Genomic DNA, 24508 nt, shown 5'->3' on the forward strand with positions numbered 1-24508 from the left:
CAACAAGGCGAAACGCCTGCCGGCATCCTGATCGCAACCGGTTCGGAAGTGAACTTGGCTGTTGAAGCGCAGCAACAATTGCGTGAAGCCGGAGTGGACGTTTCTGTTGTCTCCATGCCGAGTTTCGATCTGTTCGAAGCCCAAGATGCGGCCTACAAAGAAACAGTCCTGCCTGGCGCAGTCCGCAACCGCATGTCCATCGAAATGGGCGCGACCTTCGGTTGGGAACGTTATGTCGGCCTGGATGGATTGGCTTACGGCATCGATACTTACGGCGCATGCGGAAACGGGAACACGGTGATGGCTGAGTTCGGGTTTACGACCGAAAAAGTGGTTGCGGCTTATCAAGCGAAGTTCGTAAAGTAAACGGAATCCTGCTGCAACTGTGCGGGGCTAATGATGAAGGGAGCAAAAATGATGAAGATAACCAAGAAAAAATTGGATGATATGTATAGAAGCTATTGCGCCAGTTATATCACAATCGGAGGCGAAACGTGCGCGTTGATCGCCAGCGAAGAGGAAGGCTACCCTTGCTACATGTATTCGGGCAAAGACTTCGAAAAAAAAGAAACCGTTTGGGAAAAGGGCGGTGGCTGCATGTCCATCATTCCGATCCCGAACAAAAGCAATGAATTTCTGGCCATCGTCGATTTTTACCTGAAGGTCAGCCCAAGCAAAGCGAAAGTCGTCTGGGGCAAGTATGACGCGGAAACCGGTTGGGAAATCAAGGATGTGCTGTATCTGCCTTACCTGCACCGTTTCGACATCTACGCTGTGGACGGCGTGAACTATTTCGTTGGCGCCACGATAGCGGACGACAAAGATTTCAAGGACGATTGGTCGCGATCAGGCAGCATCTATTATGGTGTACTGCCGGAAGACCCTACCGAAGGCGTCGAGCTGAAGGTTTTAGGGAAAGGCTATTTCCGCAACCATGGTTACTACAAGGATTATGAAGGCGACAAACCGGTCGGCTACTTCACAAGTGATCAAGGGATCATCAAAGTGACGCCGTTTGCTGATAAAGAATGGGAAATTGAGCAGATTTTGGACACTCCGATAGGCGAAGTCGCATTGTTTGACATCGACTCGGACGGGGAAAAAGAAATGATCACGATCGAGCCATTCCATGGCGACAGCATCAAAATCTACAAAAAGACGGAATCCGGTTATGAATCAGTTTATGAATATCCGCATAAAATCGATTTCGCCCATACCTTGGTGGGCACCACGCTTAGGGGAGTTCCTAGTTTTGTCGGCGGTATCCGGCGCGAAAACTGCGACCTGTTTTACATTCAATATGTGGACGGCGAATTCAAGACGGAAATCGTCGACAAAGGCTGCGGCCCATCCAATATCATGGTTGTGAACGAAGCGGATCGGGACATCATAGTAGCCGCCAACCATACCGGCAACGAAGCAGCAGTCTATATAGTGGAAGATTGATTTGACGGCGAATGATGACTAACGGGAGGACAGGGTACCTGATCGTTCTCCTTCGGTGAACGGAGGCTTCGCCGGAGTTCGGCCAACATTATTGCTTGTAATCTCCGGCGAGGTCCGCTTCGCAGGAGGTGAGGTCGGTTCTGACCGGTGTCCTCCGGCGGGCAGCCGCCTCTCCGGAGCTGGAGGGTGAAACCAAGATTTCCTCCGACTAACGGCCGCCCGCAAATCTTTTTCACTAATAAAATACAATCAAAAAAGAATGTCCGGCCCCAATTCCAAGGCCGGACATTCTTTTTTTTGCAATTATTGATGCAGTCCTTCATACAAATCTTCAGCAACAGCTTCCAGCCATTCCGGTTTTCCGGCAGTGATGGCGATGTGCTCGAACCAGCTGTCCTTAGCGGCACCGTGCCAATGTTTCACGCCGTCATGCGTCACGATGACATCCCCGGGCTTCAAGGATTGGGCAGGCTTGCCGTCTTCCTGATACCAACCCTCTCCGCCGGTGACCAACAGGATCTGGTAGCCGTCGTGATGGATATGCCAGGTGTTGCGGCAACCCGGTTCAAAGGTCACATTGCCGACGCCGACAGCCACTTCAGGATCGGCAACCAGTGCATTATAATAACTTTGGCCGACAAAGTACTGCGCGTAAGCTGTATTTTCATCCCCGATCGGGAAGATGACGCCTTTTTTTACTTCTTCGTTTTTGGACATATTTTTTCCTCCTGTGAATTAATCTTTGTATATTTCTTTTGCGATATTGAATGCGGACCAGGCTTTCGGCCAGCCGACATAGAACGCAAGCTGGGTGATGATTTCCACAATCTCCTCTTTTGTAATGCCATTTTCTTTCGCTTTGTTCAAGTGGAACGGAAGCTGCTCGAAGTTTCCGCCTGTGATGAGTGCGGTGACGGTGACGATGGAACGATCGCGCGGCGCGAATTCCTTTTCCCGCGACCAGACTTGCCCGAACAGAACATCGTCATTCAATTCAGCAAATTTTGGCGCAAAATCGCCCAATAAATCTCTTCCTGCAGTTACTTTTGCCATAAAATCATCTCCTTAGGAATATTACATTCAGCATACTCCCTAGAGTGCACTTTAAGTCAAGCGCGAGTTCATAATTCTTTTCCGTTCTCAAAATATCGTACTGTTGTATCTTTGAAAATGGAGGTGAAAGCACATGGCCTGTTCAATTTGAGCATTCTCTGAAAAGGGTAGAAAATTCGGGCTTCATGTAAGAGCTTCTATTCGATTGCTTGTTATATATTAGTGTACAATGAGAGTACTACATCTTAGCGATAGAACGGGCTGAATTATTTTACTTTTTTTGGTGTGGCAGGATGTATAGAAATTTGAAAGAGGTGGCCTATGGATAAGAAAAGAATTGTAATTTATACGCTATTATTTATAGCAACATTAGCAATAGCGACACAAGGATTCACGAATACAGGTTTGGACGGACTGCTTGTCCCATTAATTTTTACCTTTGCTTACTTTACGATCATCTTTATTATCGCAACAGTAATCAAAAACAATTCAATTGTCGATATTGGTTGGGGGATGGGCTTTGTTGTGGGGAGCTGGCTTACACTGCTTGTGACTGAAAATCCCACAGTTTTATCGTATGCTATCGTTGGATTCATTAGTGTATGGGGCCTTAGGTTATCACTGCGTTTATTGAAAAGAAATTATGGGAAACCCGAAGATTTCAGATACGCACAGTGGCGTAAAGAATGGGGCGATAAAGTAGTCATCACCGCCTTTTTCAGAGTGTTTGTGGTTCAGGGTATCATCAATTTTATCGTTGGATCTGCAAGCTATGTGGTAATCAAATACAACGAATTCAGCTTTGATTCAGCTCACCGCTATTTCGTTTACGCTGCATTATTCATTGCGCTGGCAGGATTGTTCTTTGAAGTAGTCGGTGATGAACAACTAAGACGACACATCAATAAAAAAACACGCACACTTCTGCAATCAGGATTATGGTCAATCACACGTCATCCAAACTATTTCGGTGAAATCCTGATCTGGATCGGATTGTATGCAAGTGGTATTACCTTGTTCTTTACGGATTCCATCAACCCTTATTATTATCTGTTATTAGTCATCTCGCCTATTTTAATGAGTACCGTATTAATCAAAATATCCACGCCATTACTGGAGAAAAATATGGAGAAATATGATGGATGGGAAGAATACACCAAAAGAGTTCCAATGCTTTTTCCTTTCACTAAAAAATAGTGCTATAGTATGCGTAATAAATGGAGGTGGGATTGCATGTCCTATTCAATCGGAGAATTTTCGAAAATGATCGGTCTGCCTGTGTCGACGCTGCGCTACTATGAAAATGAAGGGCTGTTGAAACCGGATCGCGATGAGAACAACCTGCGCGTCTATACCGATCAGGATTTAAAATGGGTGACTTTTCTTCTGCATCTGAAAGGCACAGGCATGTCGATGGCGGAACTGAAGCAGTACACCATTTGGCGTGCCGAAGGGGATGCGACGATGCTGGAGCGGATGGAACTCTTGGAAAAGAGACGACGCTTGTTGGAAAAAGATATCCAAGCATTGATGCACAATCTTGAGGTGATCGAAAATAAGATCGATTTCTACGAGGAGCGCCTTCAAGGGAATAAAGAGGACTTCTCCACTCAACCGGAAGCAGAAAAGGAAAAAAGTACGAAGTAAGCCCGCCATTTGGCTGGCTTATTTTTAGTGCTTGACTTAATGTCAAGGTTAAGGTGTACGCTCTGTATGTATCAGAGAGGGGTAATGAATTATGGAACATCTTAATCAACAGCTATTCACCGGGGAACGGGCTCTATTCAAAGAAAAAGACCTGCAGATCAGTCATTCAGTCTTTGCGGACGGAGAGTCTCCGTTGAAGGAAAGCAGCAATATCATACTCGACAACACGATCTTCCGTTGGAAATATCCTTTGTGGTATGCGCGGAATATTCAGGCAAACAACATCACTTTAGTGGACACAGCGCGTTCCGGCATTTGGTATACAACTGGCATCACCCTCACCGACAGCATGATCCAAGCGCCCAAGACATTCAGGCGAGCCACCGATATCACGCTGGAACGAGTGGAAATGCCAAATGCCCAAGAAACGTTATGGAACTGCAACGATATTACGCTGAAACATGTAAACGCAGCGGGCGATTATTTTGCGATGAACAGCGAAAATATCCATATCGAGCACTTTACGCTGTCGGGCAACTATGCCTTTGATGGTGCGAAGAATATTGAGGTTTCACATGCCAAGTTGCTTTCAAAAGATGCTTTCTGGAATTGCGAGAATGTGGTCGTCAGGGATTCGACGATCATCGGCGAATATTTGGGTTGGAATTCCAAGAATATCACCTTCATCGACTGCATCATTGAGAGCAACCAAGGCATGTGCTACATGGAAAACGTGAAGATGGAGAATTGCACGATCATCAACACGGATCTGGCGTTCGAATATTCGACGGTCGACGTTCAAGCGAACAGCCGCATCGACAGCGTCAAAAATCCGATCAGCGGCACGATAACCGCTGCGGGAATCGGAGAATTGATCCTGGATGACCCGGAAATCGCGGCCGAGAACACCAAATACCAGCTTGCGGAGGAACAGGAATATGCCATTCGATTTTGATCAGATCATCGACAGACGGAACACCGACTCTTACAAGTGGGATGTCAAAGCGGGCGAGCTGCCGATGTGGGTGGCGGACATGGACTTCGGAACGGCGCCTGTTGTTGTTGACGCCATCGAAAAGCGGATTCGGCAAGGCGCTTTCGGCTACAATACCGTCCCTGACAGTTTTCGGGAAAGCATCATCAGGTGGTGGCAGAGGCGGCATCGATTCACGATGGAAAAAGAATGGATCCTCTATTGCACAGGCGTCGTCCCGGCCATCTCTTCGATTGTGCGGAAAATGACGGAAATAGGCGATGACATCGTTGTTCTTGCGCCGGTCTACAACATCTTTTACAATTCCATCCTGAACAACGGTCGGAAAGTCTTGGCGAGCGAATTGCGCTATGAAGACGAAAGCTATGCCATCGATTATGCGGATCTGGAAGAAAAACTGGCCCGCGAAACGACTTCGCTGTTCATTTTCTGCAACCCGCATAATCCGATCGGCAAAGTTTGGGATCGGCCGACGCTGGAACGGATCGCCGAACTGTGCATCAAACATGATGTGCTGGTCGTGAGTGATGAAATCCATTGCGATCTGACGCATATCGGCCACGCGTATATCCCGTTTGCCTCCATTTCCGAGGAGATTGCTGACCGGACAATCACCTGCATCGCGCCGACAAAAGCTTTCAATATCGCCGGACTGCAAACAGCGGCGATCGTCATCCTGAATCCTGAAATCAGAAAACAAGTGGACAGAGGGATCAATACGGATGAAGGGGCGGAACCGAATACTTTCGCGATCCAAGCGGCTGAAGCGGCTTTCGACGAAGGGGAAGAATGGCTGGAGGAGCTGCGGGAATATCTGGAACTGAACCGAAAATTCCTGATTGCTTCTTTGAAGGAACTTGTTCCTGAAATCCAGGTGGTCAAGGCTGAAGCTACTTATCTGGCCTGGATCGATTGCGCGGCGATTACGGAAGATACGAAACAACTGTGCGCGTTTATCAGGGAGAGAACGGGACTGTACCTGTCCGAGGGAAATATCTTTGGAGGCAACGGATCGCGTTTTGTCCGCTGGAATTATGCCTGCCCGAAAGCACTCCTGGAGGACGGCATCAAACGTTTCGCCGAAGGAATCGCGTCGTACAAAATGGAATATCCGCTATAAGGGGAAACACTGCAAGGCCGCACTATTGATGCGGAAATGCAGTGTTTTTTGGTTTGGGCTCCCGCTTGTCGGATGGGGATACTTGTGTCATCATGGAAGTGTAAACGCCTTCGATGGCGAAATAATCAGCAAACGGAGCACAGTAATTATGGAATTAAGGGTCATGCATTATTTTTTGACGGTTGTTTATGAGGAAAACATCACTAGCGCAGCCGAAAAATTGCACATCACGCAGCCAACATTGTCCAGGCAGATGATGCAGTTGGAGGAGGAGTTGGGTGTCCAGTTGTTCCGGCGCGGAAAAAGGAAAATCACTTTGACAAGCGAGGGTTTGCTCCTGAAGCGAAGGGCTGAAGAAATTCTGGATTTGACCCATCGGACCGAGAAGGAGCTGAAGCAGCAGAAGCCACTCATGAACGGCGAAATTGCGATCGGCGCTGGCGAAACGCAATTCATGAGGCTGTTGGCTGAACATATCAAGCGATTCAGTCTGGATTATCCGCAGGTCACCTACAAGTTTCACAGTGCGGATGCCGACGAAATCAAGGACCGGGCCAATAAAGGGCTGCTCGACATCTGTCTGTTGACGGAACCGGTGGACGTCGAAAAGTTCGATTTCCTCCGGATTCCGCAAAAAGAAAGATGGGGCGTCCTTATGAGAAAAGACAGTCCCTTGGCGCAAAAATCGGAAATCAACCCGGATGACTTACTGCCTTATCCGATTTTGGTAGCAGGCAGGTCGATTGTCCGCAATGAGTTGGCGAACTGGTTCGGTGATGCGTACGATCGAATGAACATCATCGGAAGCTACAATCTGATCTACAATGCCGCTATCATGGTGGAGGCAGATCTGGGATATACGCTTTGTCTTGAAAAGCTTATTCCGGAAAGTGAGGACAGTCCGCTTTGTTTTAAATTGTTGGATCCCGTATTGGAAACAGGTTTTGTGATCGCCTGGAAAAAATACCAGACTTTCCCGCCTGTCGTCGCGAAGTTCATCGAGGAATTGAAGCATGCTTTGCAGGCATGATTCATGATGCAATATAACTATTGGTATTGGCGCCCAAACAGCGTTAAGATAAGCACTATAAGATAGTCTGCAGTTGTCCGGATGAACCGGATCAGAAGGAGGAAAATAAAATGGCAACACACAAACAAGCCGTTCCACCACCTACCGTATTCTTTGGAGAAGAAGCTTTTCAACCGATCGACCACACGGAAGTCCGCTGGCTGGGCAGCGGCGGGATGTTCGTGAACACCCGCGGCACCTGCATCATGATGGATCCGATGCTGAAGGGTTTTGATATGCCGCTTTTGATCGACATGCCGATTGCGCCTGAAAATATCCCGCATCTGGATGCGGTCTTGATTACGCACTGCGACAATGACCATTACAGCGTGCCGTCGCTGCACGCGATGGAGCATGTCTCCAAGGCATTCCACGGGCCGCATTATGTGGCCGAACTGATGCAGGCGGAAGGGTTTCCGGCAAACGGGCATGACATCGGCGACAGCTTCGAAGTCGGTCCGGCCAAAATAACGCTGACGCCGGCGGACCATGCCTGGCAGAATGAAAAAGCCAAATACAATTACCGGGTATTCCGGTTGGAGGATTACTGCGGTTTTTGGATTGAGACGCCGGATGGGATCATCTGGGCACCGGGCGATTCCCGTTTGATGAAGGAGCACCTGGAGATGCCGCAGCCGGATGCGATCCTCTTTGACTTTTCCGACAACGAGTGGCATATCGGATTGGAAGGGGCCATCCAAATGGCGAACACCTATCCTGAAGCGCATCTTATCCTATGCCATTGGGGCACGGTGGATGCACCTGATCTGAACGTTTTCAACGCCGACCCGCAATCCTTGTACGACCGGGTGGTTAATCCGGAAAGGATCCATGCTTATGCTCCAGGGCAGCCATTCAGCCTGAAAAAATCCTAAATGATGGGAGATTTGCGGATGAAACGATTATATTTGGTCCGTCACGGGGAAACCTTGTTCAATATTCAAGGAAAGATTCAGGGATGGAGCGACTCACCTTTGACGCAACGGGGCATCAAACAGGCTCAGGCTGTGCGGGATTATTTCGAATCGGAAGGCATCAGCTTCGATCATGCGTACAGTTCGACGTCGGAAAGGGCGAGCGATACGTTGGAACTGATTACCGACATGCCCTATGCCCGTCTGAAAGGCTTGAAGGAGGTCAATTACGGCTTCTTCGAAGGGGAGCGGGAGATGCTCAAACCGAAGGAACCACAGGAAATCGTGTCGTTCTTTGTGCCGTTCGGCGGGGAAAATACGAATGATGTGGCGGAACGGATGGCACAGACACTGACCGAAGTGATGGAGCAGGATGATCATACGAACGTTTTGGCAGTTTCGCACAGTGGCGCCTGCTACAACTTTCTGAAGCTTTGGCAAGACCCGGCGGAGGAGTTGGCGAAGGGTTTCCCGAACGGGAGCATCTTCGTTTACGAATATAAAGAGAAGGTATTCCGATTGGAGGAAGTAGTCCGGCCGGTTTTATAACGCAATAAGACTGTACGTTTAAGAGGAACGGAGGAAAAAAGATGGAATATGTGAAATTCGGCAACACAGGGATGGATGTATCGCGGATCTGTTTGGGCTGCATGAGCTTCGGGGATCCGGATACATGGCTGCACAAGTGGGCGTTGAAGGAAGATGAAAGCAGGCCGATCATCAAACGCGCCTTGGAGTTGGGCATCAATTTCTTTGATACAGCGAATGTCTATTCATTGGGAAAAAGCGAAGAAATCCTCGGACGCGCGATCAAAGACTTTGCCAAGCGTGATGAAGTGGTCATCGCAACGAAGGTCCACGGCAAGATGCACGAGGGCCCGAACGGTTCCGGGCTGTCCCGCAAGTCCATCCTGAGCGAAATCGACAACAGCCTGAAGCGTCTGGATATGGATTATGTGGATCTCTACATCATCCACCGCTGGGACTACAACACACCGATCGAGGAAACGATGGAAGCCCTGCATGATGTGGTGAAATCCGGGAAGGCCCGTTATATCGGAGCTTCCGCAATGTATGCCTGGCAGTTCCAAAAAGCGCTGCATGTTGCGGAAAAGAACGGTTGGACGCGCTTCGTGTCGATGCAGGACCATCTGAACCTGCTTTACCGCGAAGAGGAGCGGGAAATGCTGCCGCTTTGCCGGGAAGAAAAAATCGCTGTGACCCCGTACAGTCCAATGGCTTCAGGACGATTGACGCGCGATTGGTCGGAGACGTCCAAACGAATGGAAACGGATAACGTGGCGCGTTCGAAATACGATGCCACTGCCGATAAGGACCGGATCATCGTCGAACGATTGGCGCAAGTAGCCGCTGACAGAGGTGTTTCCCGCGTCGAGATTGCCTTGGCTTGGCTCCTGCAGAAGGAACCGGTCGTAGCTCCCATCATCGGGGCGACAAAGCTGGAGCACTTAGATAAACCGGTGGATGCCGTCTCTGTAAAGCTGACCGCTGACGAAGTCGCATTCCTGGAAGAACCGTATGTTCCGCATTTGATTGTCGGACACAGCTGAGGCATTCCGGCAGGTAGAAAAATCATCCTTGAGACTGATTTATTTACTTAAGATAAGCAGTATACTTTGTTCACGATAACCAGACAGAGCCAGCTCAAAAAGCTGGGTGCTAAGAATGGTTGTCCAAATCAATCAGCAAAGGAAAATGCATAATGAAAGTAAAAAAGAAAATCAGTCTGACACCGTTTAGTAAAGTCAAGTCACTTATACTTTCCCTGTTCGATTCCAAAGTCGACGGCAAGAAAAAATGGCTGGTGTTGGGGATCATTCTTTACATCATCAGTCCGATCGACATTATCCCGGATTTTGTGCCGATGGCCGGTTACGCGGACGATGTGCTGTTGCCGATCCTGTTTTTGGTCGCTGAAAAACTATTGAGCGACGGAGCGATTGAAGAAAACGAGCGTCCAATCAAAGAAGCCAAAAAAATATAATGCATGGATTTTCTGGCCCCGTTCCTCGCCTAAATGGCAAAGGAGCGGGGCTTTTTCGCGGTTTGTACCTTGAGCACCCGGTTGGACGTGGCTTCTGCAATCCTTTAGAATGATCTTATGGATTCAATATAAGCTATTCTGAAGGCGAGGAAAACAATAGATGAATGAAATGATCGAGCGCATCCTGGCGCATCGCACGGTAAGGGATTTTGAAGAACGACATTTGAACCCGGAACAGATAGAAACGATTGTCCGCAGCGCCCAGGCGGCTTCGACTTCGAGCTTTGTGCAGGCCTACTCCATCATCGGAGTCACGGATCCTGACAAAAAACGCGAATTGGCGAAAATCGCGCGCAACCAGCATTTTGTTGCCGAGAATGGCCATTTCTTCGTGTTTTGCGCCGACTTGCATCGCCACGATGTGATCGGAAAGATGGAAGGGAAGGATGTTGCAGCCTCGCTTGAGAGCACCGAGAAATTCATGGTCAGCGTGGTTGATGCATCCCTGGCTGCCCAGAATGCTGCTTTGGCGGCTGAAGCGATGGGGCTCGGGATCTGTTACGTAGGCGGCTTGCGGAATGACCTCGAAAAAGTCAGCGAACTCCTGAAGATTCCCGATAAAGTGATCCCGCTCTTCGGACTGGCGGTCGGTTATCCGGCCAGCGTCAACGACCAGAAACCGCGTCTGCCTTTCGAACATATTTACCATGAAAACGAGTATCAACAGAATAATGCGGTTTATAAAGAACAACTGAAGCAGTACAACGAAGAGATCCAAGAGTACTATCGGGCGCGGACCGAAGGCGAACGCTGCGACACTTGGACCGGCCAGATGGCAGAGATGCTCTCCCATCCGCAACGCATGTACATGCATGATTTCGTCGAAAAGCAAGGAATGAACAAGCACTGACTATTTAGGACTTTGCAGAAGTTAATTCCGTATTTTGAAACACTCAACTGGAATTTAGTTTTTCAAATAGCAATTCACCATAGCTTCTAGAAAATAAATATTTCCACTTGCATCGAACGGATATTCGTGTTATAGTTACCTTTCAACGTCCAAGAACATATGCAACTGATATGTATGGAACCATGGCTTTTCTCTATTCTGCAGCGGATGCTGCAGGCAAACGGAACCAAAAATAAGCGAAGTTAAATTTATTATGTAGCGCCACAGTGTGGTGCCCGCAACATGAATTTCCAAGATTTAGATTTGATAGTGAAAAAGCCGCGATTCCTGTACAGGAATACCTTTTTCTTTCTTATGATAATAAGTAGAGACGGGAAGGTACTCGATTGAGTGCCTTTTTGATTTCTCTAAATACAGAAAAAAAGGATATATGAGGAGGTTGAAAGATAGTAGCGTACGCATATGGTTACGCTAAAGAAGGAGCAAGAAATATATGAAGAACATCGTCTATACGAATTCGCAGAACGTGACTATTGAAATATCGTGGGAAGCGTATTACAAAGAGATCGACATGCGCAAACAAGAGCGTTTGAAGAAAAAACAAGCGCAAACAAGCGGCAAATAAGGTATAAACAGCCCCCTATGAACGCAGAGCTGTAAATTAAAAAGCTTGGAATCCCTGACTCACAATTGATGAGTCATCGGCTTCTGGGCTTTTTTGCTTGTTTCCGTTTCAAGGAGGAATTGGGTTCTGTATCCAAATGTTGCGTTCGGTTCGGACAATAACTTTCAGATATTCCTATTGGTTTCGTGGTATCATCATTTGAGGATGCCTTATAAAAGGCGCGGTGAAAAATATCAGATAGAAGAAGGATAACAACAATGGATCAAAAGAAAGCAGCGGTTTATCAAGAAATACTTTTTTATGGGATTGCGGCAATCCTGATGGGCATACTCGTGGGAGCTTTGGACGCCTTGTTCGGCGAAGTCCTCATTCTGATCACGCAGTTCCGCGGGCAGCACATCGCATTATTGCTACCGTTCCTCGCAGTCGCAGGCTTAGCGATCGTCTATATCTACCAAAAATTCGGCAAAAACAGCAGCAAAGGAATGGGATTAATCTTCTCCGCGGGGAACAGGCAGGATGAAGAGATACCGAAACGACTGGTTCCGCTAGTCATCGGCGGTACTTGGCTGACCCACCTATTCGGCGGCAGTGCCGGCCGGGAGGGCGTAGCCGTGCAGATCGGAGCGACCGTCGGCTATACTTTCGGCAAGAAGCTCCCTTTCCAAGATTCGAAAAAAATCCTGTTGGTTGCCGGGATGGCTGGCGGTTTCGCGGGCTTGTTCCAGACACCGATGGCGGCTACCTTTTTCGCCTTGGAGGTGCTGATGGTCGGCAGAATCGAATACCGCGCGCTTTTCCCCGCAGCGCTGAGCGCCTTTGTGGCTTCCTATACCTCGCATTTCCTCGGATTGGAAAAATTTTCGGTGGACTTGAGTGTGGCTGTCCCGGTCGATTTGCTTTTTGCTGGAAAGGTTGTCCTCTTGGGCATCGTCTTCGGAGCAGTCGGCGGGTTGTTCGCTAAGCTGCTGAAGAACACGAAAGGTTGGCTGGCGCAAAAGATAGCGGATCCTTACAGAAGGATTTTTGTGGTGGGCGTGTTGCTGTCCATCGCGATGTTTGCGTTGCATACGGGACGCTACTCGGGCTTGGGCACCAATCTGATCAGCGCCAGTTTCGATGAAGGCACGATCTACGGCTACGACTGGGTACTGAAGTTGGTGCTGACGATCGTGACTCTGGCAGCGGGATTCCAGGGCGGGGAAGTCACGCCTTTGTTCTCGATCGGCGCAAGCTTGGGCTATTGGCTGGCTCCGGTGTTCGGTTTGCCGCCGGAATTTGTGGCCGCCTTGGGATACGCAAGTGTTTTCGCATCCGCGACGAACACCTTCATCGCGCCCGTCTTCATTGGCGTCGAAGTCTTCGGCTATGACACCTTGCCGTATTTTTTTGCGATCGTGTCGGTCGCCTACGTGTTCAACAGCGGGTATTCCATCTATGCGCAAGAAAAAGCCAAGAGCGATTATTTGCAATAATTATTCTGAGTAAATAAGGGTAACGTATACTTTCGAAGCGGGCTGTCTCAAACTGAGGCAGTCTTTTCTGTGTTGGCTACGAATGGGTTTGCCGGTATGATAATCCAGGCATTCGGCGACTGCGGAGGGCAAAATTGCCGAATACAGGTACAATATTCGATAATTCGGGCATCCGGCCGGAGCTATCTGCAATAACCAAATAAAATTGCACATTTCATCCATGCAATTTCAGTTTCTCAAAAAACCCCCCTGGTTCGCTAAAATTAGCTTTTCACATCTGACGAAATTATAATAGGCTATAAAGAGACATTCTTCAGAACGACCCGGATCAGAAACAGAAAAATTCCAAAACAGAACGGAGAATAAGCATGAGCATCGGAGCATTTTCCCTCAGTTTGACGGTCAAGGACATACATGCATCAAAAGTATTTTACGAAAAATTGGGCTTCAGCACTTTCGGCGGGGACATCGATCAGAATTGGCTGATTATGAAGAATGAGGACTGCATCATCGGGCTGTTCCAGGGCATGTTCGAGAAAAATATGCTGACGTTCAATCCCGGTTGGAACAGCAACGCGGAGGAAGTGAATCCGTTCAAGGATGTCCGCCAACTGCAGGAGGAATTGCGGGAAAAAGGAATCGCTTTTGTTTCGGAAGCCGATCCGGAATCAGAAGGACCGGCCAGCTTCATCATTGAGGATCCCGACGGCAATCCGATCCTCGTCGACCAGCACAGATAACTTTCCTTTTGCTGGAATTCTGTTTCCAATTGCATATTACACGAGCCATCCACAGCGACTGTTTTTCGAAAAATAGGAGGTCAATCATGGGAAGAATTATTCATTTTGAAATCCATGTGGACGATATGGAACGGGCTAAGCTTTTCTACGGAGATGTTTTCGGGTGGACATTCGAAGATTGGACCGCTTTTACGGGTAGGCCCTATTTCGGGGCGATTACAGGGGATGCTAGCGAACCGGGTATCAACGGCGCTTTGATGCAACGCCAAAGTGCTCCGCCTGAGGTAAATCAAGGGTTGAACGCTTTTGTGTGCACGATGGGGACCGAAGATTACGATGCGACCGAAGCGCTGATCCTGGAGAAGGGCGGCAAAGTCGCAATGCCGAAGAATGCGCTGACCGGGATGGCTTGGCAGGGATATTATTTCGATACGGAAGGGAATCTGTTCGGGATCCATCAACCGGACCTGAATGCAAAATAGCAGCCTCGGAACAGGTTGAGGATTATCAAATAGCATATAGGGAAAACGGAGGGCTGTCTCTTTATGGACAGTCTTTTCGTGTTGTGCCCACAGATATATCAAATGATGTCCGATAATGCGGAAGAATCGGACAACCGGCACGCAAACGATCTGTAGCTTGTCCGATAACCAGAAAGAATTGGACAACCCGAGGACTATAACAAAAAAGGAAGGCTCTATCTCATCCCGAGACAGAGCCTTCCTTTTCAATTCATTATCTTGCAGTGATGTTCATTTTTTTCAAAATAGCCGACAGCGGCAAAGAGATGGCGATTCCGACCGCGTTCTGGACGAGGTTGCCAGGAATCGAAGCGAACGGTGTGATGGCATTGCCGTACAGGATCCATTCGCACAGATAATAACCGACCAGCATGATGGGAACAGAAAGCAGCGTGGCCAAAAGATTCACAGCAAAGCTGTTCCCTTGGCGGCCTTTCGACCAGGCCAATTTACCGACCAGATAGCCTTGCAAGCCGCGCGTCACGAATGTGAAGGGAGCCCACAGAACCCAACCGGCCATGAGATCGAAGATGGCCATGCCGACCGCTCCGGCGATGGCGCCTTTTTTCGGTCCGAACAGGATGGATGCGAGGAAGAGCATCGCAGTGCCGAGGTGGATCAAGCCACCATTTGCCCCGATCGGCAATTTGATGTTCAGGAAGACTGTAGCGACGAATACGAGCGCAATCAGGATCGCCGTCAGAACTAAATCATAAGTGCGTGTGTTTGAATAACCTTGTGCTTTTTGCATAGTGGAGCCTCCTAATTATTTTCTTTGTAAATTGCAATGAACAGTTGGGCCAAGTCGCCTTTTCCTGCGAAACCGAGATCGCGCAGACCGTTGTCTACGATGGCCAAAACATAAATCAATTTGTCGATGAAGGCATTTTCGCCCATATGGCCGATGCGCAGGATCACATCTGCGTATTGTGCCAATGAAGTTGCGACCAACAGATCGTAGTTTTCGCTGAGGTGCTCTTGCAGGCGCAAAGCACCGATCTCTTCCGGTATCCGGATGGCGGTGACGGTATTGGAACGGTCGGAATCCAGGAACAACGCCAATCCATACGCTTGGGCGGCTTCGCGCACTGCGGAAGCGATCCTGTCATGGCGTGCGTAGACGGCCTCGATGCCTTCCTCCAGTATGTTGTCCAAAGCGGCATCGAGCGCCGCAACATCGCCCGCAGAAGTCGTGTAAGGCAAGTATTCTTTTTCCGCGTAGCCTTTAAAGACCTGCAGATTGGCATAGAAGGAAGCGATAGGCGTTTTGCGGTTGTCCATCGCTTTTTGGGCGTCTTCACTGACGGAGACGATCGCCAGTCCGACCGGTGCCGAAATGGCTTTTTGGGTTCCGCCGCAGCAGATGTCGATTTTGTTTGCGTCAACGCTGATCGGCTCGCCGACCATGCCGGCTACCGAGTCGACAACGGTCAAGATGCCGTATTCCTTCAGCAACGGACAAAGCTCGGTCACGTTGTTCAGCACCGATGTCGGCGTGTCGCAATGGACCAAGGTGGCATATTTGAAGTCGGAATCCTTTTCCAGATAGGCGCGTACCGCTTCAGCAGGGATGCCGCTGCGGTGATCGAAACTCAGGACGACCGGTACGCCGCCATAGATGCTGACGAAATCCTTGAAGCCTTCGCCATAGATGCCGTTGTCCAGCACGAGCACGCGGTCGCCGGGTTCCGTCAGGCTCGCACAAGCGGCCTCGAGAGCCAGGATCCCTTCACCGACAAGCAGCAGGACCTCATTCGTAGTGCCCATGACTTGCCCCATTTTTTGGCTGACCTCACGGTAATAGCGGACGAACGTTTTGTCAAAGTCGCTGTTGTTGGTTCTTTTTGCACGGGCCAATCGCACATTTTCGCGCACATCTGTCGGACCCGGGGCGTAATTCGGTTTGTATCTCATCAGGAAATCCTCCTTATCATTTGGTATATTGCTGATAATTTTAGCAAATGAGAAGGGCTATGAAACCGTCCAATCCGACATAAAATGAGGGGTCCAATTTGGTCAGAAATGGCTTATCGGATGCGTTTTGCAAATGTGAACGCAACCAATTTCAGATTGCGTAAGTTTTCCCGCAAATCTCTTCCTTTTTTTCGGGGATTCGGGGACTCCCGGAAGCATATACTGTGGAAAAGGACGGGAACATTGACCCGTCAGTCAGCTTACAGAAAACGCTGCGAAACCAAGTACAGTGAGGAGCACTCCGATGCAAGGCATTAGCGAGATTCAAAAAGACCTATCATCCTATACATTGAAGAACCTTGCTATATTTGCGATGTTCTTCGATCATATCTTTGCAGTATTTGTGCCGCAGGACAGCCTTGAAGGTGTGGCGCTACGGATTGCAGGGCGGATCGCCGCCCCGATCATGTGCTATATGATTGCGGAAGGCTATCATTACACATCCAATCTGAAAAAATATATCGTGCGGTTAGTACTGTTTGCCGCAGTTTCCCATTTTCCGTATGTCTGGTATTTCGGGCTTCCCTGGTGGCAGGCCACGAGCGTCATCTGGGGATTGGCGCTGGGATTGATCGCATTGGCGGCGGCCAAACGGGAGGACTGGTCCCTTCCGCTTAAGGCAATAATCGTTTTGGCATGCTGTCTGTTGGCGGTCCCGGCTGATTGGAACTACGTAGCGATCTTGTGGATCCTGTTTTTTGGATTGCTCAGGGGACAAACCGAAAAACAACTGCTGAGTTTTGCGGTCATAGGGATTCTGTTCCACATCATCCCGTCCATCCGCGAAATCGGTTGGATGCAATCTTATCAGATCGGAATTTTTCTGGCGGTGCCGCTGCTGCTGTTCTACAAAGGCCGTCAAGGCAAGAAATCCAATGTGATGAAATGGGGCTTCTATGCCTTTTATCCGTTCCATCTGTTGCTGTTGGAACTAGTAAAAATGATCGTATCCGCGTAATGGAGGAATGAATGTAAATGAGTATCAAAAGAAATTGGCGCCGCGCTGTCATCGGCTTCCTGACGGCTGTGGTGCTGTCCGCTTGCTCCGGCTCGGATGAACAGACGGAAACGGAGGAGTCGAAGAGCGCTTCGGCGAATTCGGCTGTCAAAGAGGCGGCTTCGAGTGAAACTTCAAAAGAAGAGGACACAGCGGTGGTCCAGCCGGAAGAGCCGGAACCGTTGGTGTATGAAGGGAGTCTGGAACTTCCGGTCAACGGGGCGACCGGCTATGCTTCGGTCCGGATGGATCTGAAGGCGGCTGCTGATGCAGGATCCGAAACGATTTCGGCACTGGAGGCGGGAACCGCTTTTGAAGTGGTGGAGGAAGTGGGCGATTGGTGGTATGTCCAGACCGAAACAGAATCAGGCTGGGTGCAACACCTTTATTGCTTCATCAACCTTCCGGACGTGATCCCTTCCATCATCTACGACAATACCAACACGTACGCATCCAAGTTCGTTTCTTCCGGAAAAGCGATCCCTGGCATAACCGGAGTGGCGCTTTATGACGGGAAAGCATACAATATGCGTCTGGGTAAGGTATCCGATATCGTGCCGGTGCTTTACAGCATGTCAAAGAAAATTTATTTAGCGCAACAAGCTGCCTTGGCGGAGGGAAACACCTTGGTCATCTATGAGGGGTATCGTCCTTATTCCGCCCAGAAGATGACGGTGGATGCTTTGACGAATCTGGCTGCATCCGATCCGGAAGTGATGGCTGGAATCAATACCCATCCTTGGGACACCAACTGGTTTATTGCGACAAGCGTCTCAAATCATCAGATGGGCTATGCCATCGATGTCACTCTGGCGAAAATAACGGAACAACAGGAAATCGTCATCGGCGACTATGCTGCGACCGCCATAACGGGCTACACGGAATACACGATGCCGACAACCATCCATGAATTGAGTATGGCTTCGGCTACGTTCACTGGACCGGTCAAATCCAGTTCCCCGACCGCCTGGCTCCAAGCCACCTTGGCAGATACGATGAATGAGGCAGCCATCCTCCTGCAGCGCTACTGCACGGACGCTGGATTGACACCGCTGGCTTCGGAATGGTGGCATTTCAATGATCTCGATGCGCGTTTTTCCACTGAGGGAAACAGCAGCAAAGGCGAATACCTTTTGGATGCAACGATGAGCGAGGCTCCGGAAGCGGCTATTTGATGTACTGGCTCTTGCAGAAATGAACATAAAAAGAGGCACGATCGAATTTTTTCGATCGTGCCTCTTTCCTATTCTGTGCTGAAGCTTGATGGTCCCTACTGGGATTGAACCAGCGACCCCTACCATGTCAAGGTAGTGCTCTCCCGCTGAGCTAAGGAACCGATAAACAGATGAATCACCTGCTCGTATATTTGATTATAACATACTTGCGTGAGAAGTGAAGGGGTAAATTTAAAAAAATGAGAAACGAATAAGGCATGCATTCCATGGGACAACAGGGTATACTGGAAAAGGACAATTGAAAAGGAAAATTTGGAGGCTAATTATGAACAACAATGATATATTGATCCGCTTGCGCTATGCGCTGGATATCAAGGATGCGGATATGGTCGAAGTATTCCGCTTGGGCGGACTAGAATTGACGAAGGAAACTGTACAGAAAATGCTCAAAAATCCAAAGAAGGATGAAGCGACGGACACTGCCGGGGCTGCAGCTCCATCGGGAGATGATCAATTGGCTTGCGACAATGCGACCTTGGAATCATTCTTGAATGGGCTCATCACTTCCCAACGCGGCAAACCGCAAGCGAAGCCAGGCGAGCCGGAATCAAAGCCGGAATTTGTGTTGAACAACGGGAACGTCAACAATCTGCTGTTGAAGAAAGTGAAAATCGCGTTGACTTTGACAAATGAAGACATGCTTGAAATCCTGGAATCGGCAGGCGTCACCGTGTCGAAAAGTGAACTGAGCGCTGTTCTCCGCAAAGAAGGTCACCGCAACTACAAGCCTTGCGGTGACCGCTATGCGCGGAACTTTCTGAAAGGGTTGGCGCTGCGCTACAGAGGATAGACTGTATTTTAGCCCGCCAAACCGCTTTTGGCGGGGAATTCCGGTTCCGGTGGTTCCCATGATACTTCAGGCCCAACATATAGCAAAAGAGCTGTCTCAATGAGGCAGCTCTTTTTGCTATGGGTCATTTCGAATACAATAGAAAAGCTTTCGGCACGGGCGCGCTGAAGCGGACGAGTTCGCCGGTAGCGGGATGGATGAATGCGAGTGTGGAAGCATGCAGCCCCAAACGTTTCATCGGATTGGTGCGGGCACCGTACTTTTTGTCTCCGGCAACCGGGTGGCCCAAAGATTCCATGTGGACGCGGATCTGATTCTTCCGTCCGGTCTCCAACTGCACCTCCAAGAGCGAATATTCCTTGTTCGCGCGGATTTTCCGGTAATGAGTCACGGCATGCTTGCCGCCATTGTCTTTCGGACTGGAATGGACCTTCATGGCCTTGCTCTCGGTCAGCCATGAGGAGATGGTGCCTGCATCATTCTTGATTTCGCCCTCGACAAGAGCGGTATAAATGCGTTCTTTGACGATATCCTTCCAATCATTTTGCAGCTTCTCTTTCAGTTCTTCGGATTTTGCGAACAGCATGACGCCGGAGGTATCCCGGTCCAGACGATGCACGACGAATATCCGGTTCGCTTTATTGTCTTCTTTGACGTACTGGCTCAATTGGCGGTAAGCTGTCGGCTCCTTGGGATCATCGGTCGCCATCGACAACAAACCGGCATCCTTGTTGATCACGATGATCGATTCGTCCTCAAACAGGATCTTGAGACCGGAAAGGGAAGTTTTTTTGAGGGCTTCCTTGTTTGCCAAAATGCCGACAGTCTGTCCAGGTTCCAAGGGGTGATTGTGTTTGGTGATGGACTTGCCGTCTACCGTCACTTGTCCGCGGGTAAGAATCGATTTGACCGAATTGCGGCTTTGCTTGCTGAGGACCTGCAGCAAGAAGGGCAACAATTCGCTTGGTTCGGTCACGGGGTATTGGGTAACCCCTTTGGTGGACGGGCTTTTTTGGGGCTCTCTCGCCTTGTCCTGACGATTGCGTTTATGGTTGATTGGTTTCTTTTGGTTTGTTTTTTTCATCTGTTTCGCTCCTGACTCTGTTCGCCGCCTGATTGTAGCAGTCGTCTCTTCTGAAGTATAACAGAAAACAGGGCATCCATCCCACATAATCAGGACAAAAACGCAGCAAATGGCATATAATTGGGACAGAAGAATCAAATAGGAAGCGGGGAGCATACATGGACCATATCAGGATCATCGGTGCGAAGGAAGGGAATCTGAAAAACATCACCGTGGACTTGCCGCGGAACAAATGGATTGTCCTTACAGGGGTATCCGGTTCCGGGAAAACGACTTTGGCGATGGATGTGCTTTATCAGGAGTGCCAACGCCAATATCTGGAGGCGATCGGCTACCAAGGGATCCGCAAACCGGATATCGAGGCGATTCGCCATGTGTCCCCCGCCATCCAAATCAAGCAACACGTTTCCAATAAAAATCCGCGCTCGACTGTGGGAACGGTCACGGACATCTATACCGATCTCCGGATGCTGTTCGAGAAGCTGAGCACAAGGGACTGCCCGGCTTGCGGGAAGAAAATCAGTTCGGCCGATTGCCGGGAGGAGACCGAAAAGACCACCGATGACTTCAAGGTGTTCCAGTATTGCCCGCATTGCGATCAGCGGATGGAGAAACTGACCCGTACCCATTTTTCCTACAATACCCAAGAAGGTGCCTGCGCAGCTTGCCAGGGCATGGGGGAAGTGCTGACGATCGATGAGAAGCGGGTACTCCATGAAGAGTTGGCGCTTGAAGAGGGCGCGGTCGTTTTTTGGGAAAAACGCTACCGTGATTATCAACTGGAGTCGTTTTATGCCGCTTGTGACCATTACGGGATTTCGCTAAAAACAAATACGCCGGTGAAAGACTTTACGCCGGCGCAGCACGTGCTGTTGCTGCAGGGTGCAGAAAGTGAAGAAGTTCATCGGCTGTTCCCGGATGTGCCGGTGCCCCGTACTCTTGTGGAAGGCCGCTATGAAGGGGTTCTGCTGAACCTTTGGCGCAGAATGGCAGACAAAAAAGGGACTTCCAAACTCCGGGAAGCCTACTTTGAATCCGCTGTCTGCCCGGAATGCCACGGCGAACGATTGAATGAACTGAGCAGGAGCGTGACGGTGAAAGGGACGCGCTTGCCTGAACTGTCCGGGTCCTCATTGACCGGTCTTATGGATTGGGTCAGCAATCTCGAAGAAAGGCTGAAACAAACGGAGCAACTGTTGGCGGGCGTCTATGTGGCGGATCTGAAGACCAAACTGAAACGGATCCTGAAATTGGGATTGGACTATCTGTCGCTCGACAGGCAGACGATGACACTTTCGGGAGGGGAAACGCAACGGCTGAGGCTGGCGGCTGTCCTCGATTCGGATCTGACGGGTGTCATCTACATCCTGGATGAACCGACAATCAGTCTGCATCCAAAAGATACAGCAGGGCTCCTGACAGTATTGCGGTCGCTTAGGGATAAAGGAAATACGGTGCTTGTCATCGAACATGACACAGTAGTCATGGAGGAGGCGGACTACCTGGTCGATATCGGGCCGGGAGCCGGGAAATACGGGGGCGGAGTCATCGGAACGGGAACGTTGCAGCAACTGAAGGGTCAAGCGACGTCCGTAACCGGCGCCTACCTGAACAGCAAACCTGAAGCGCGCGAATTTTTCCGCAAAGGGTCCGGTGATTTCATCGAAGTGAGGCAAGCGGACAAGCATAACCTGCAGAACCTGACAGTCCGTTTCCCTATCGGCTGTCTCATCTGTGTCACCGGCGTATCGGGGTCCGGTAAATCGACGCTCGTGTTCGATGTGCTGGCGAAAGGGGACACTGCCCCTTCAGAGGATCCGAATCGGGTGAGCGGGACCGGCTCATTCGACCGGATTGTCGTCGTGGAACAGGGCCCGCTCACCCGGATGAAGCGTTCGAATGTCGCGACCTATTCGGATGCTTATACGGAAATCCGGAAAATCTTCAGCCGGCAGCAGACTGCCATCGAAAAAGGAATGACCGCCAATCACTTTTCCTTCAATGTGAAAGGGGGACGCTGCGATCATTGCGAAGGGTTGGGGGTCGTCACAAATAACCTGTTGTTTTTTGAAGATCAGGAAGTTCCTTGCCCTGTCTGTTCGGGCAGACGCTTCAAGGATGATGTCCTGTCCGTGACCTACCGCGGCCATTCGATCACCGCAGTGGTGGCCTTGTCGGTTGAGGAAGGCGCGGAACTGTTTGCGGATTCCCCAAAAATCAGTGGCATCCTGAATCTCCTGCAGGACGTCGGTCTCGGGTACCTCGAGCTCGGCCAGACGACAACGACTTTATCCGGCGGCGAAGCGCAACGGCTCAAGTTGGCAGTGGAACTCCTCGCAAATCAGGGGAAAAAGAATCTGTATCTGATCGATGAACCGACTACCGGTCTGCATCCGCTTGATGTGGAAAAATTTCTGAAGTTGTTGGATCGGATGGTCGATTCCGGCAGCACGGTGGTCGTTGTGGAACACAATCAACAGATCATCGGAGCGGCTGATTGGATCATCGACCTTGGTCCGGGGGGCGGGACAGCCGGCGGGAAAGTCATTGCGGAAGGAACGCCATCAGACATCCGGAAAAACCCAAATTCGGTGACGGGAAAATTCATTTAAGGCCGAAAAAGTGAAAATGATTGACAGATGCCGGGAAAATCGCTATCTTATTAGAAAGCGATTAGGAAAAGAAGGGGAGGCAGAACCATGCAGAAGATGATGTGTTGTATGTGCGGATGTAAGAAACATGCAGGAATATTCTTATCATCTTTTGATCTCCACGACCGGGTATTTTTGCCGGCTCTGTGAAGGGGATTATGGGGCAGATTGTGCATCCGCATCCAAGTGAAGCGCTGAAATGATGATGAATACTCGTGCATGTGTGTTTTGTTGACGCGCATGCACTTTTTTTGTGGAAATGATGGGAACCCATCGGAAAATAGAGCGAGGTGGCAAAAATATGAATCTGCAACAATTGCGATATGTTATCACAGTGGCGAAATACGGCACTTTTCGGGAAGCCGCAAGGCAATTATATATGGCGCAGTCCAGTCTGTCGTCAAGCATCAAAGATCTGGAGGAAGAATATGGCATCCAGATCTTCGAGCGTTCCAAAAAAGGGATCGAAATAACCAAAGAAGGGGCTATGCTTTTGGAATTCGCCGATCAGATTGTGGCCCAGGCGGACCAATTGGATTACCGCTATCTGTCTGCGACCGAAAATAGACGATTGTTTTCCGTTTCGAGCCAGCACTATGATTTTGCTTCGGAAGGCTTTGCCCGACTGGTTTCGGAAAAGAAGGAAGAATCATTGAATTTCCGTTTCCTGGAGACGAGCACCTCGAAAGTGATGGAAGACGTGCGGGATGCCGTCAGTGAAGTCGGCTTCATTTATCTGAATGATTTCAACGGCAAGGTCATCAAGCAATATCTCGAAGCGTTCGACCTGAAGTTCGATCCGCTGATCGTGTTCCAACCGCATGTATTCCTCAGCGAATTCCATCCGTTGGCGAAGAAGGAGAGAATAACGCAAGAGGAACTCCACCCGTACCCCGTCATTTCCTTCGATCAAAGCAAAAACAGCACGCTGCAGCTGATGGAGGAATCGATCCAGGTCGATCAGAATGTCCAACGGATCAGCGCAAGTGACCGCGCGACCGTATTGAATCTATTGTCCGTTACGAACGGGTACTTGGTCGGTTCCGGTCTTCTGAAATCAAACACGCAGGATCATATTGTCGTTGTGCCCATGGATGTCGATCAAAAAAATACCATCGGCTTCATCTATTCGAAAGTGCGTCCGCTCAGCGCGATCTCCAAACGCTACATGGAAATCGTGAGGGAACTTTTGGAGGGAGACCAACGCATCGAGTTGACTGATCATATAGACTGAGGTTTAGGGCAGTGAGTTGGGAAT

Annotated in this window: 26 protein-coding genes and 1 tRNA gene; 21 read left to right on the forward strand and 6 right to left on the reverse strand. The window is 49.6% G+C overall.

Annotated elements, in window-relative coordinates; genetic code table 11:
* Together BM184_RS00005 and BM184_RS00010 are read left to right on the forward strand one after the other, a co-directional pair.
* Nucleotides 1–366: transketolase-like TK C-terminal-containing protein (locus tag BM184_RS00005; RefSeq protein ID WP_305727959.1), on the forward strand; the 366-nt coding region annotated here is incomplete at its 5' end.
* A 48-nt stretch (nucleotides 367–414) separates the two neighbouring features.
* A complete protein-coding gene (locus BM184_RS00010) occupies nucleotides 415–1446 on the forward strand; it encodes a hypothetical protein (protein WP_218150952.1) in 1032 nt (343 codons plus the stop codon).
* Between the two features lie 303 nt (nucleotides 1447–1749).
* Here BM184_RS00010 and BM184_RS00015 read toward each other — a convergent pair whose 3' ends face one another.
* Both BM184_RS00015 and BM184_RS00020 read right to left on the reverse strand, forming a co-directional pair.
* Nucleotides 1750–2163 (reverse strand): cupin domain-containing protein, encoded by a 414-nt coding sequence (locus BM184_RS00015; protein ID WP_086941998.1) that lies wholly within the window; start codon nucleotides 2161–2163, stop codon nucleotides 1750–1752.
* An 18-nt stretch (nucleotides 2164–2181) separates the two neighbouring features.
* Nucleotides 2182–2499, reverse strand: a complete 318-nt coding sequence (locus BM184_RS00020; protein WP_086941999.1) for a carboxymuconolactone decarboxylase family protein — start codon at nucleotides 2497–2499, stop codon at nucleotides 2182–2184.
* Nucleotides 2500–2820: 321 nt separating this feature from the next.
* Between BM184_RS00020 and BM184_RS00025 the strand changes: the two genes are divergently transcribed.
* The 14 genes from BM184_RS00025 (at nucleotide 2821) to BM184_RS00085 (ending at nucleotide 14480) form a co-directional block, all read left to right on the forward strand.
* Nucleotides 2821–3696 (forward strand): DUF1295 domain-containing protein, encoded by an 876-nt coding sequence (locus tag BM184_RS00025; RefSeq protein WP_086942000.1) that lies wholly within the window; start codon nucleotides 2821–2823, stop codon nucleotides 3694–3696.
* A gap of 36 nt (nucleotides 3697–3732) precedes the next feature.
* Nucleotides 3733–4146, forward strand: coding sequence for a MerR family transcriptional regulator (locus BM184_RS00030; RefSeq protein ID WP_086942001.1), 414 nt, complete (start codon nucleotides 3733–3735; stop codon nucleotides 4144–4146).
* A gap of 91 nt (nucleotides 4147–4237) precedes the next feature.
* Entirely contained in the window at nucleotides 4238–5101 is an 864-nt protein-coding gene (locus BM184_RS00035) for a DUF3737 family protein (protein ID WP_086942002.1), read from the forward strand.
* The gene (locus BM184_RS00040; RefSeq protein ID WP_086942003.1) at nucleotides 5085–6260 is read left to right on the forward strand and encodes a MalY/PatB family protein; all 1176 of its coding nucleotides are present in this window, start codon (nucleotides 5085–5087) and stop codon (nucleotides 6258–6260) included. The genes BM184_RS00035 and BM184_RS00040 overlap by 17 nt, the downstream gene beginning before the upstream one ends.
* A 148-nt stretch (nucleotides 6261–6408) precedes the next feature.
* Nucleotides 6409–7290, forward strand: a complete 882-nt coding sequence (locus BM184_RS00045) for a LysR family transcriptional regulator (RefSeq protein WP_086942004.1) — start codon at nucleotides 6409–6411, stop codon at nucleotides 7288–7290.
* 110 nt (nucleotides 7291–7400) lie between these two features.
* Nucleotides 7401–8204, forward strand: a complete 804-nt coding sequence (locus BM184_RS00050; RefSeq protein ID WP_086942005.1) for an MBL fold metallo-hydrolase — start codon at nucleotides 7401–7403, stop codon at nucleotides 8202–8204.
* An 18-nt stretch (nucleotides 8205–8222) separates the two neighbouring features.
* Nucleotides 8223–8792 carry a histidine phosphatase family protein gene (locus BM184_RS00055; protein WP_086942006.1) on the forward strand — a complete coding sequence of 190 codons (570 nt, stop codon included), beginning with the start codon at nucleotides 8223–8225 and terminating at the stop codon, nucleotides 8790–8792.
* Between the two features lie 41 nt (nucleotides 8793–8833).
* Nucleotides 8834–9814: an aldo/keto reductase gene (locus BM184_RS00060; RefSeq protein WP_086942007.1), complete on the forward strand. Its 981-nt coding sequence runs from the start codon at nucleotides 8834–8836 to the stop codon at nucleotides 9812–9814.
* A 152-nt stretch (nucleotides 9815–9966) separates the two neighbouring features.
* Nucleotides 9967–10248 carry a DUF1232 domain-containing protein gene (locus BM184_RS00065; RefSeq protein WP_086942008.1) on the forward strand — a complete coding sequence of 94 codons (282 nt, stop codon included), beginning with the start codon at nucleotides 9967–9969 and terminating at the stop codon, nucleotides 10246–10248.
* Nucleotides 10249–10408: 160 nt separating this feature from the next.
* On the forward strand, nucleotides 10409–11158 hold the full coding sequence (gene nfsA / locus BM184_RS00070) for an oxygen-insensitive NADPH nitroreductase (RefSeq protein ID WP_086942009.1): 750 nt from the start codon (nucleotides 10409–10411) through the stop codon (nucleotides 11156–11158).
* Between the two features lie 493 nt (nucleotides 11159–11651).
* Nucleotides 11652–11783: a hypothetical protein gene (locus tag BM184_RS15455; protein WP_255356057.1), complete on the forward strand. Its 132-nt coding sequence runs from the start codon at nucleotides 11652–11654 to the stop codon at nucleotides 11781–11783.
* A gap of 257 nt (nucleotides 11784–12040) precedes the next feature.
* Nucleotides 12041–13258: a voltage-gated chloride channel family protein gene (locus tag BM184_RS00075; protein ID WP_086942010.1), complete on the forward strand. Its 1218-nt coding sequence runs from the start codon at nucleotides 12041–12043 to the stop codon at nucleotides 13256–13258.
* Nucleotides 13259–13626: 368 nt separating this feature from the next.
* A complete protein-coding gene (locus BM184_RS00080; protein ID WP_086942011.1) occupies nucleotides 13627–13998 on the forward strand; it encodes a VOC family protein in 372 nt (123 codons plus the stop codon).
* 86 nt (nucleotides 13999–14084) lie between these two features.
* Complete coding sequence (locus BM184_RS00085; RefSeq protein WP_086942012.1) at nucleotides 14085–14480, forward strand: VOC family protein; 396 nt, start codon at nucleotides 14085–14087, stop codon at nucleotides 14478–14480.
* 253 nt (nucleotides 14481–14733) lie between these two features.
* Here BM184_RS00085 and BM184_RS00090 read toward each other — a convergent pair whose 3' ends face one another.
* Entirely contained in the window at nucleotides 14734–15270 is a 537-nt protein-coding gene (locus BM184_RS00090; protein WP_086942013.1) for an ECF transporter S component, read from the reverse strand.
* Nucleotides 15271–15281: 11 nt separating this feature from the next.
* Complete coding sequence (locus tag BM184_RS00095; RefSeq protein ID WP_086942014.1) at nucleotides 15282–16433, reverse strand: pyridoxal-phosphate-dependent aminotransferase family protein; 1152 nt, start codon at nucleotides 16431–16433, stop codon at nucleotides 15282–15284.
* A 304-nt stretch (nucleotides 16434–16737) separates the two neighbouring features.
* Between BM184_RS00095 and BM184_RS00100 the strand changes: the two genes are divergently transcribed.
* Nucleotides 16738–17451 carry a TraX family protein gene (locus BM184_RS00100; RefSeq protein ID WP_086942015.1) on the forward strand — a complete coding sequence of 238 codons (714 nt, stop codon included), beginning with the start codon at nucleotides 16738–16740 and terminating at the stop codon, nucleotides 17449–17451.
* 17 nt (nucleotides 17452–17468) lie between these two features.
* Complete coding sequence (locus BM184_RS00105) at nucleotides 17469–18665, forward strand: SH3 domain-containing protein (RefSeq protein WP_086942016.1); 1197 nt, start codon at nucleotides 17469–17471, stop codon at nucleotides 18663–18665.
* Between the two features lie 89 nt (nucleotides 18666–18754).
* Here the strand turns inward: BM184_RS00105 and BM184_RS00110 are convergent.
* Nucleotides 18755–18826, reverse strand: a tRNA-Val gene (locus tag BM184_RS00110).
* Nucleotides 18827–18990: 164 nt separating this feature from the next.
* On the opposite strand from BM184_RS00110, the gene BM184_RS00115 reads away from it, so the two are divergent.
* Entirely contained in the window at nucleotides 18991–19515 is a 525-nt protein-coding gene (locus BM184_RS00115) for a YehS family protein (RefSeq protein WP_086942017.1), read from the forward strand.
* A 124-nt stretch (nucleotides 19516–19639) separates the two neighbouring features.
* On the opposite strand, the gene BM184_RS00120 is transcribed toward BM184_RS00115, so the two are convergent.
* Entirely contained in the window at nucleotides 19640–20599 is a 960-nt protein-coding gene (locus tag BM184_RS00120; protein ID WP_086942018.1) for an RluA family pseudouridine synthase, read from the reverse strand.
* Between the two features lie 158 nt (nucleotides 20600–20757).
* On the opposite strand from BM184_RS00120, the gene BM184_RS00125 reads away from it, so the two are divergent.
* Together BM184_RS00125 and BM184_RS00130 are read left to right on the forward strand one after the other, a co-directional pair.
* The gene (locus BM184_RS00125; RefSeq protein WP_086942019.1) at nucleotides 20758–23211 is read left to right on the forward strand and encodes an ATP-binding cassette domain-containing protein; all 2454 of its coding nucleotides are present in this window, start codon (nucleotides 20758–20760) and stop codon (nucleotides 23209–23211) included.
* Between the two features lie 340 nt (nucleotides 23212–23551).
* Nucleotides 23552–24484, forward strand: a complete 933-nt coding sequence (locus tag BM184_RS00130; RefSeq protein WP_086942020.1) for a LysR family transcriptional regulator — start codon at nucleotides 23552–23554, stop codon at nucleotides 24482–24484.
* The last annotated feature ends 24 nt before the right edge of the window (nucleotides 24485–24508 follow it).

Source organism: Trichococcus pasteurii (genome assembly GCF_900112935.1).
GTDB lineage: Bacteria > Bacillota > Bacilli > Lactobacillales > Aerococcaceae > Trichococcus > Trichococcus pasteurii.

Coding starts and splice junctions, on each gene's coding strand:
- BM184_RS00010 (WP_218150952.1), top strand. CDS start 415: ATGATGAAGATAACCAAGAAAAAATTGGATGATATGTATAGAAGCTAT.
- BM184_RS00015 (WP_086941998.1), bottom strand. CDS start 2,163: ATGTCCAAAAACGAAGAAGTAAAAAAAGGCGTCATCTTCCCGATCGGG.
- BM184_RS00020 (WP_086941999.1), bottom strand. CDS start 2,499: ATGGCAAAAGTAACTGCAGGAAGAGATTTATTGGGCGATTTTGCGCCA.
- BM184_RS00025 (WP_086942000.1), top strand. CDS start 2,821: ATGGATAAGAAAAGAATTGTAATTTATACGCTATTATTTATAGCAACA.
- BM184_RS00030 (WP_086942001.1), top strand. CDS start 3,733: ATGTCCTATTCAATCGGAGAATTTTCGAAAATGATCGGTCTGCCTGTG.
- BM184_RS00035 (WP_086942002.1), top strand. CDS start 4,238: ATGGAACATCTTAATCAACAGCTATTCACCGGGGAACGGGCTCTATTC.
- BM184_RS00040 (WP_086942003.1), top strand. CDS start 5,085: ATGCCATTCGATTTTGATCAGATCATCGACAGACGGAACACCGACTCT.
- BM184_RS00045 (WP_086942004.1), top strand. CDS start 6,409: ATGGAATTAAGGGTCATGCATTATTTTTTGACGGTTGTTTATGAGGAA.
- BM184_RS00050 (WP_086942005.1), top strand. CDS start 7,401: ATGGCAACACACAAACAAGCCGTTCCACCACCTACCGTATTCTTTGGA.
- BM184_RS00055 (WP_086942006.1), top strand. CDS start 8,223: ATGAAACGATTATATTTGGTCCGTCACGGGGAAACCTTGTTCAATATT.
- BM184_RS00060 (WP_086942007.1), top strand. CDS start 8,834: ATGGAATATGTGAAATTCGGCAACACAGGGATGGATGTATCGCGGATC.
- BM184_RS00065 (WP_086942008.1), top strand. CDS start 9,967: ATGAAAGTAAAAAAGAAAATCAGTCTGACACCGTTTAGTAAAGTCAAG.
- nfsA (WP_086942009.1), top strand. CDS start 10,409: ATGAATGAAATGATCGAGCGCATCCTGGCGCATCGCACGGTAAGGGAT.
- BM184_RS15455 (WP_255356057.1), top strand. CDS start 11,652: ATGAAGAACATCGTCTATACGAATTCGCAGAACGTGACTATTGAAATA.
- BM184_RS00075 (WP_086942010.1), top strand. CDS start 12,041: ATGGATCAAAAGAAAGCAGCGGTTTATCAAGAAATACTTTTTTATGGG.
- BM184_RS00080 (WP_086942011.1), top strand. CDS start 13,627: ATGAGCATCGGAGCATTTTCCCTCAGTTTGACGGTCAAGGACATACAT.
- BM184_RS00085 (WP_086942012.1), top strand. CDS start 14,085: ATGGGAAGAATTATTCATTTTGAAATCCATGTGGACGATATGGAACGG.
- BM184_RS00090 (WP_086942013.1), bottom strand. CDS start 15,270: ATGCAAAAAGCACAAGGTTATTCAAACACACGCACTTATGATTTAGTT.
- BM184_RS00095 (WP_086942014.1), bottom strand. CDS start 16,433: ATGAGATACAAACCGAATTACGCCCCGGGTCCGACAGATGTGCGCGAA.
- BM184_RS00100 (WP_086942015.1), top strand. CDS start 16,738: ATGCAAGGCATTAGCGAGATTCAAAAAGACCTATCATCCTATACATTG.
- BM184_RS00105 (WP_086942016.1), top strand. CDS start 17,469: ATGAGTATCAAAAGAAATTGGCGCCGCGCTGTCATCGGCTTCCTGACG.
- BM184_RS00115 (WP_086942017.1), top strand. CDS start 18,991: ATGAACAACAATGATATATTGATCCGCTTGCGCTATGCGCTGGATATC.
- BM184_RS00120 (WP_086942018.1), bottom strand. CDS start 20,599: ATGAAAAAAACAAACCAAAAGAAACCAATCAACCATAAACGCAATCGT.
- BM184_RS00125 (WP_086942019.1), top strand. CDS start 20,758: ATGGACCATATCAGGATCATCGGTGCGAAGGAAGGGAATCTGAAAAAC.
- BM184_RS00130 (WP_086942020.1), top strand. CDS start 23,552: ATGAATCTGCAACAATTGCGATATGTTATCACAGTGGCGAAATACGGC.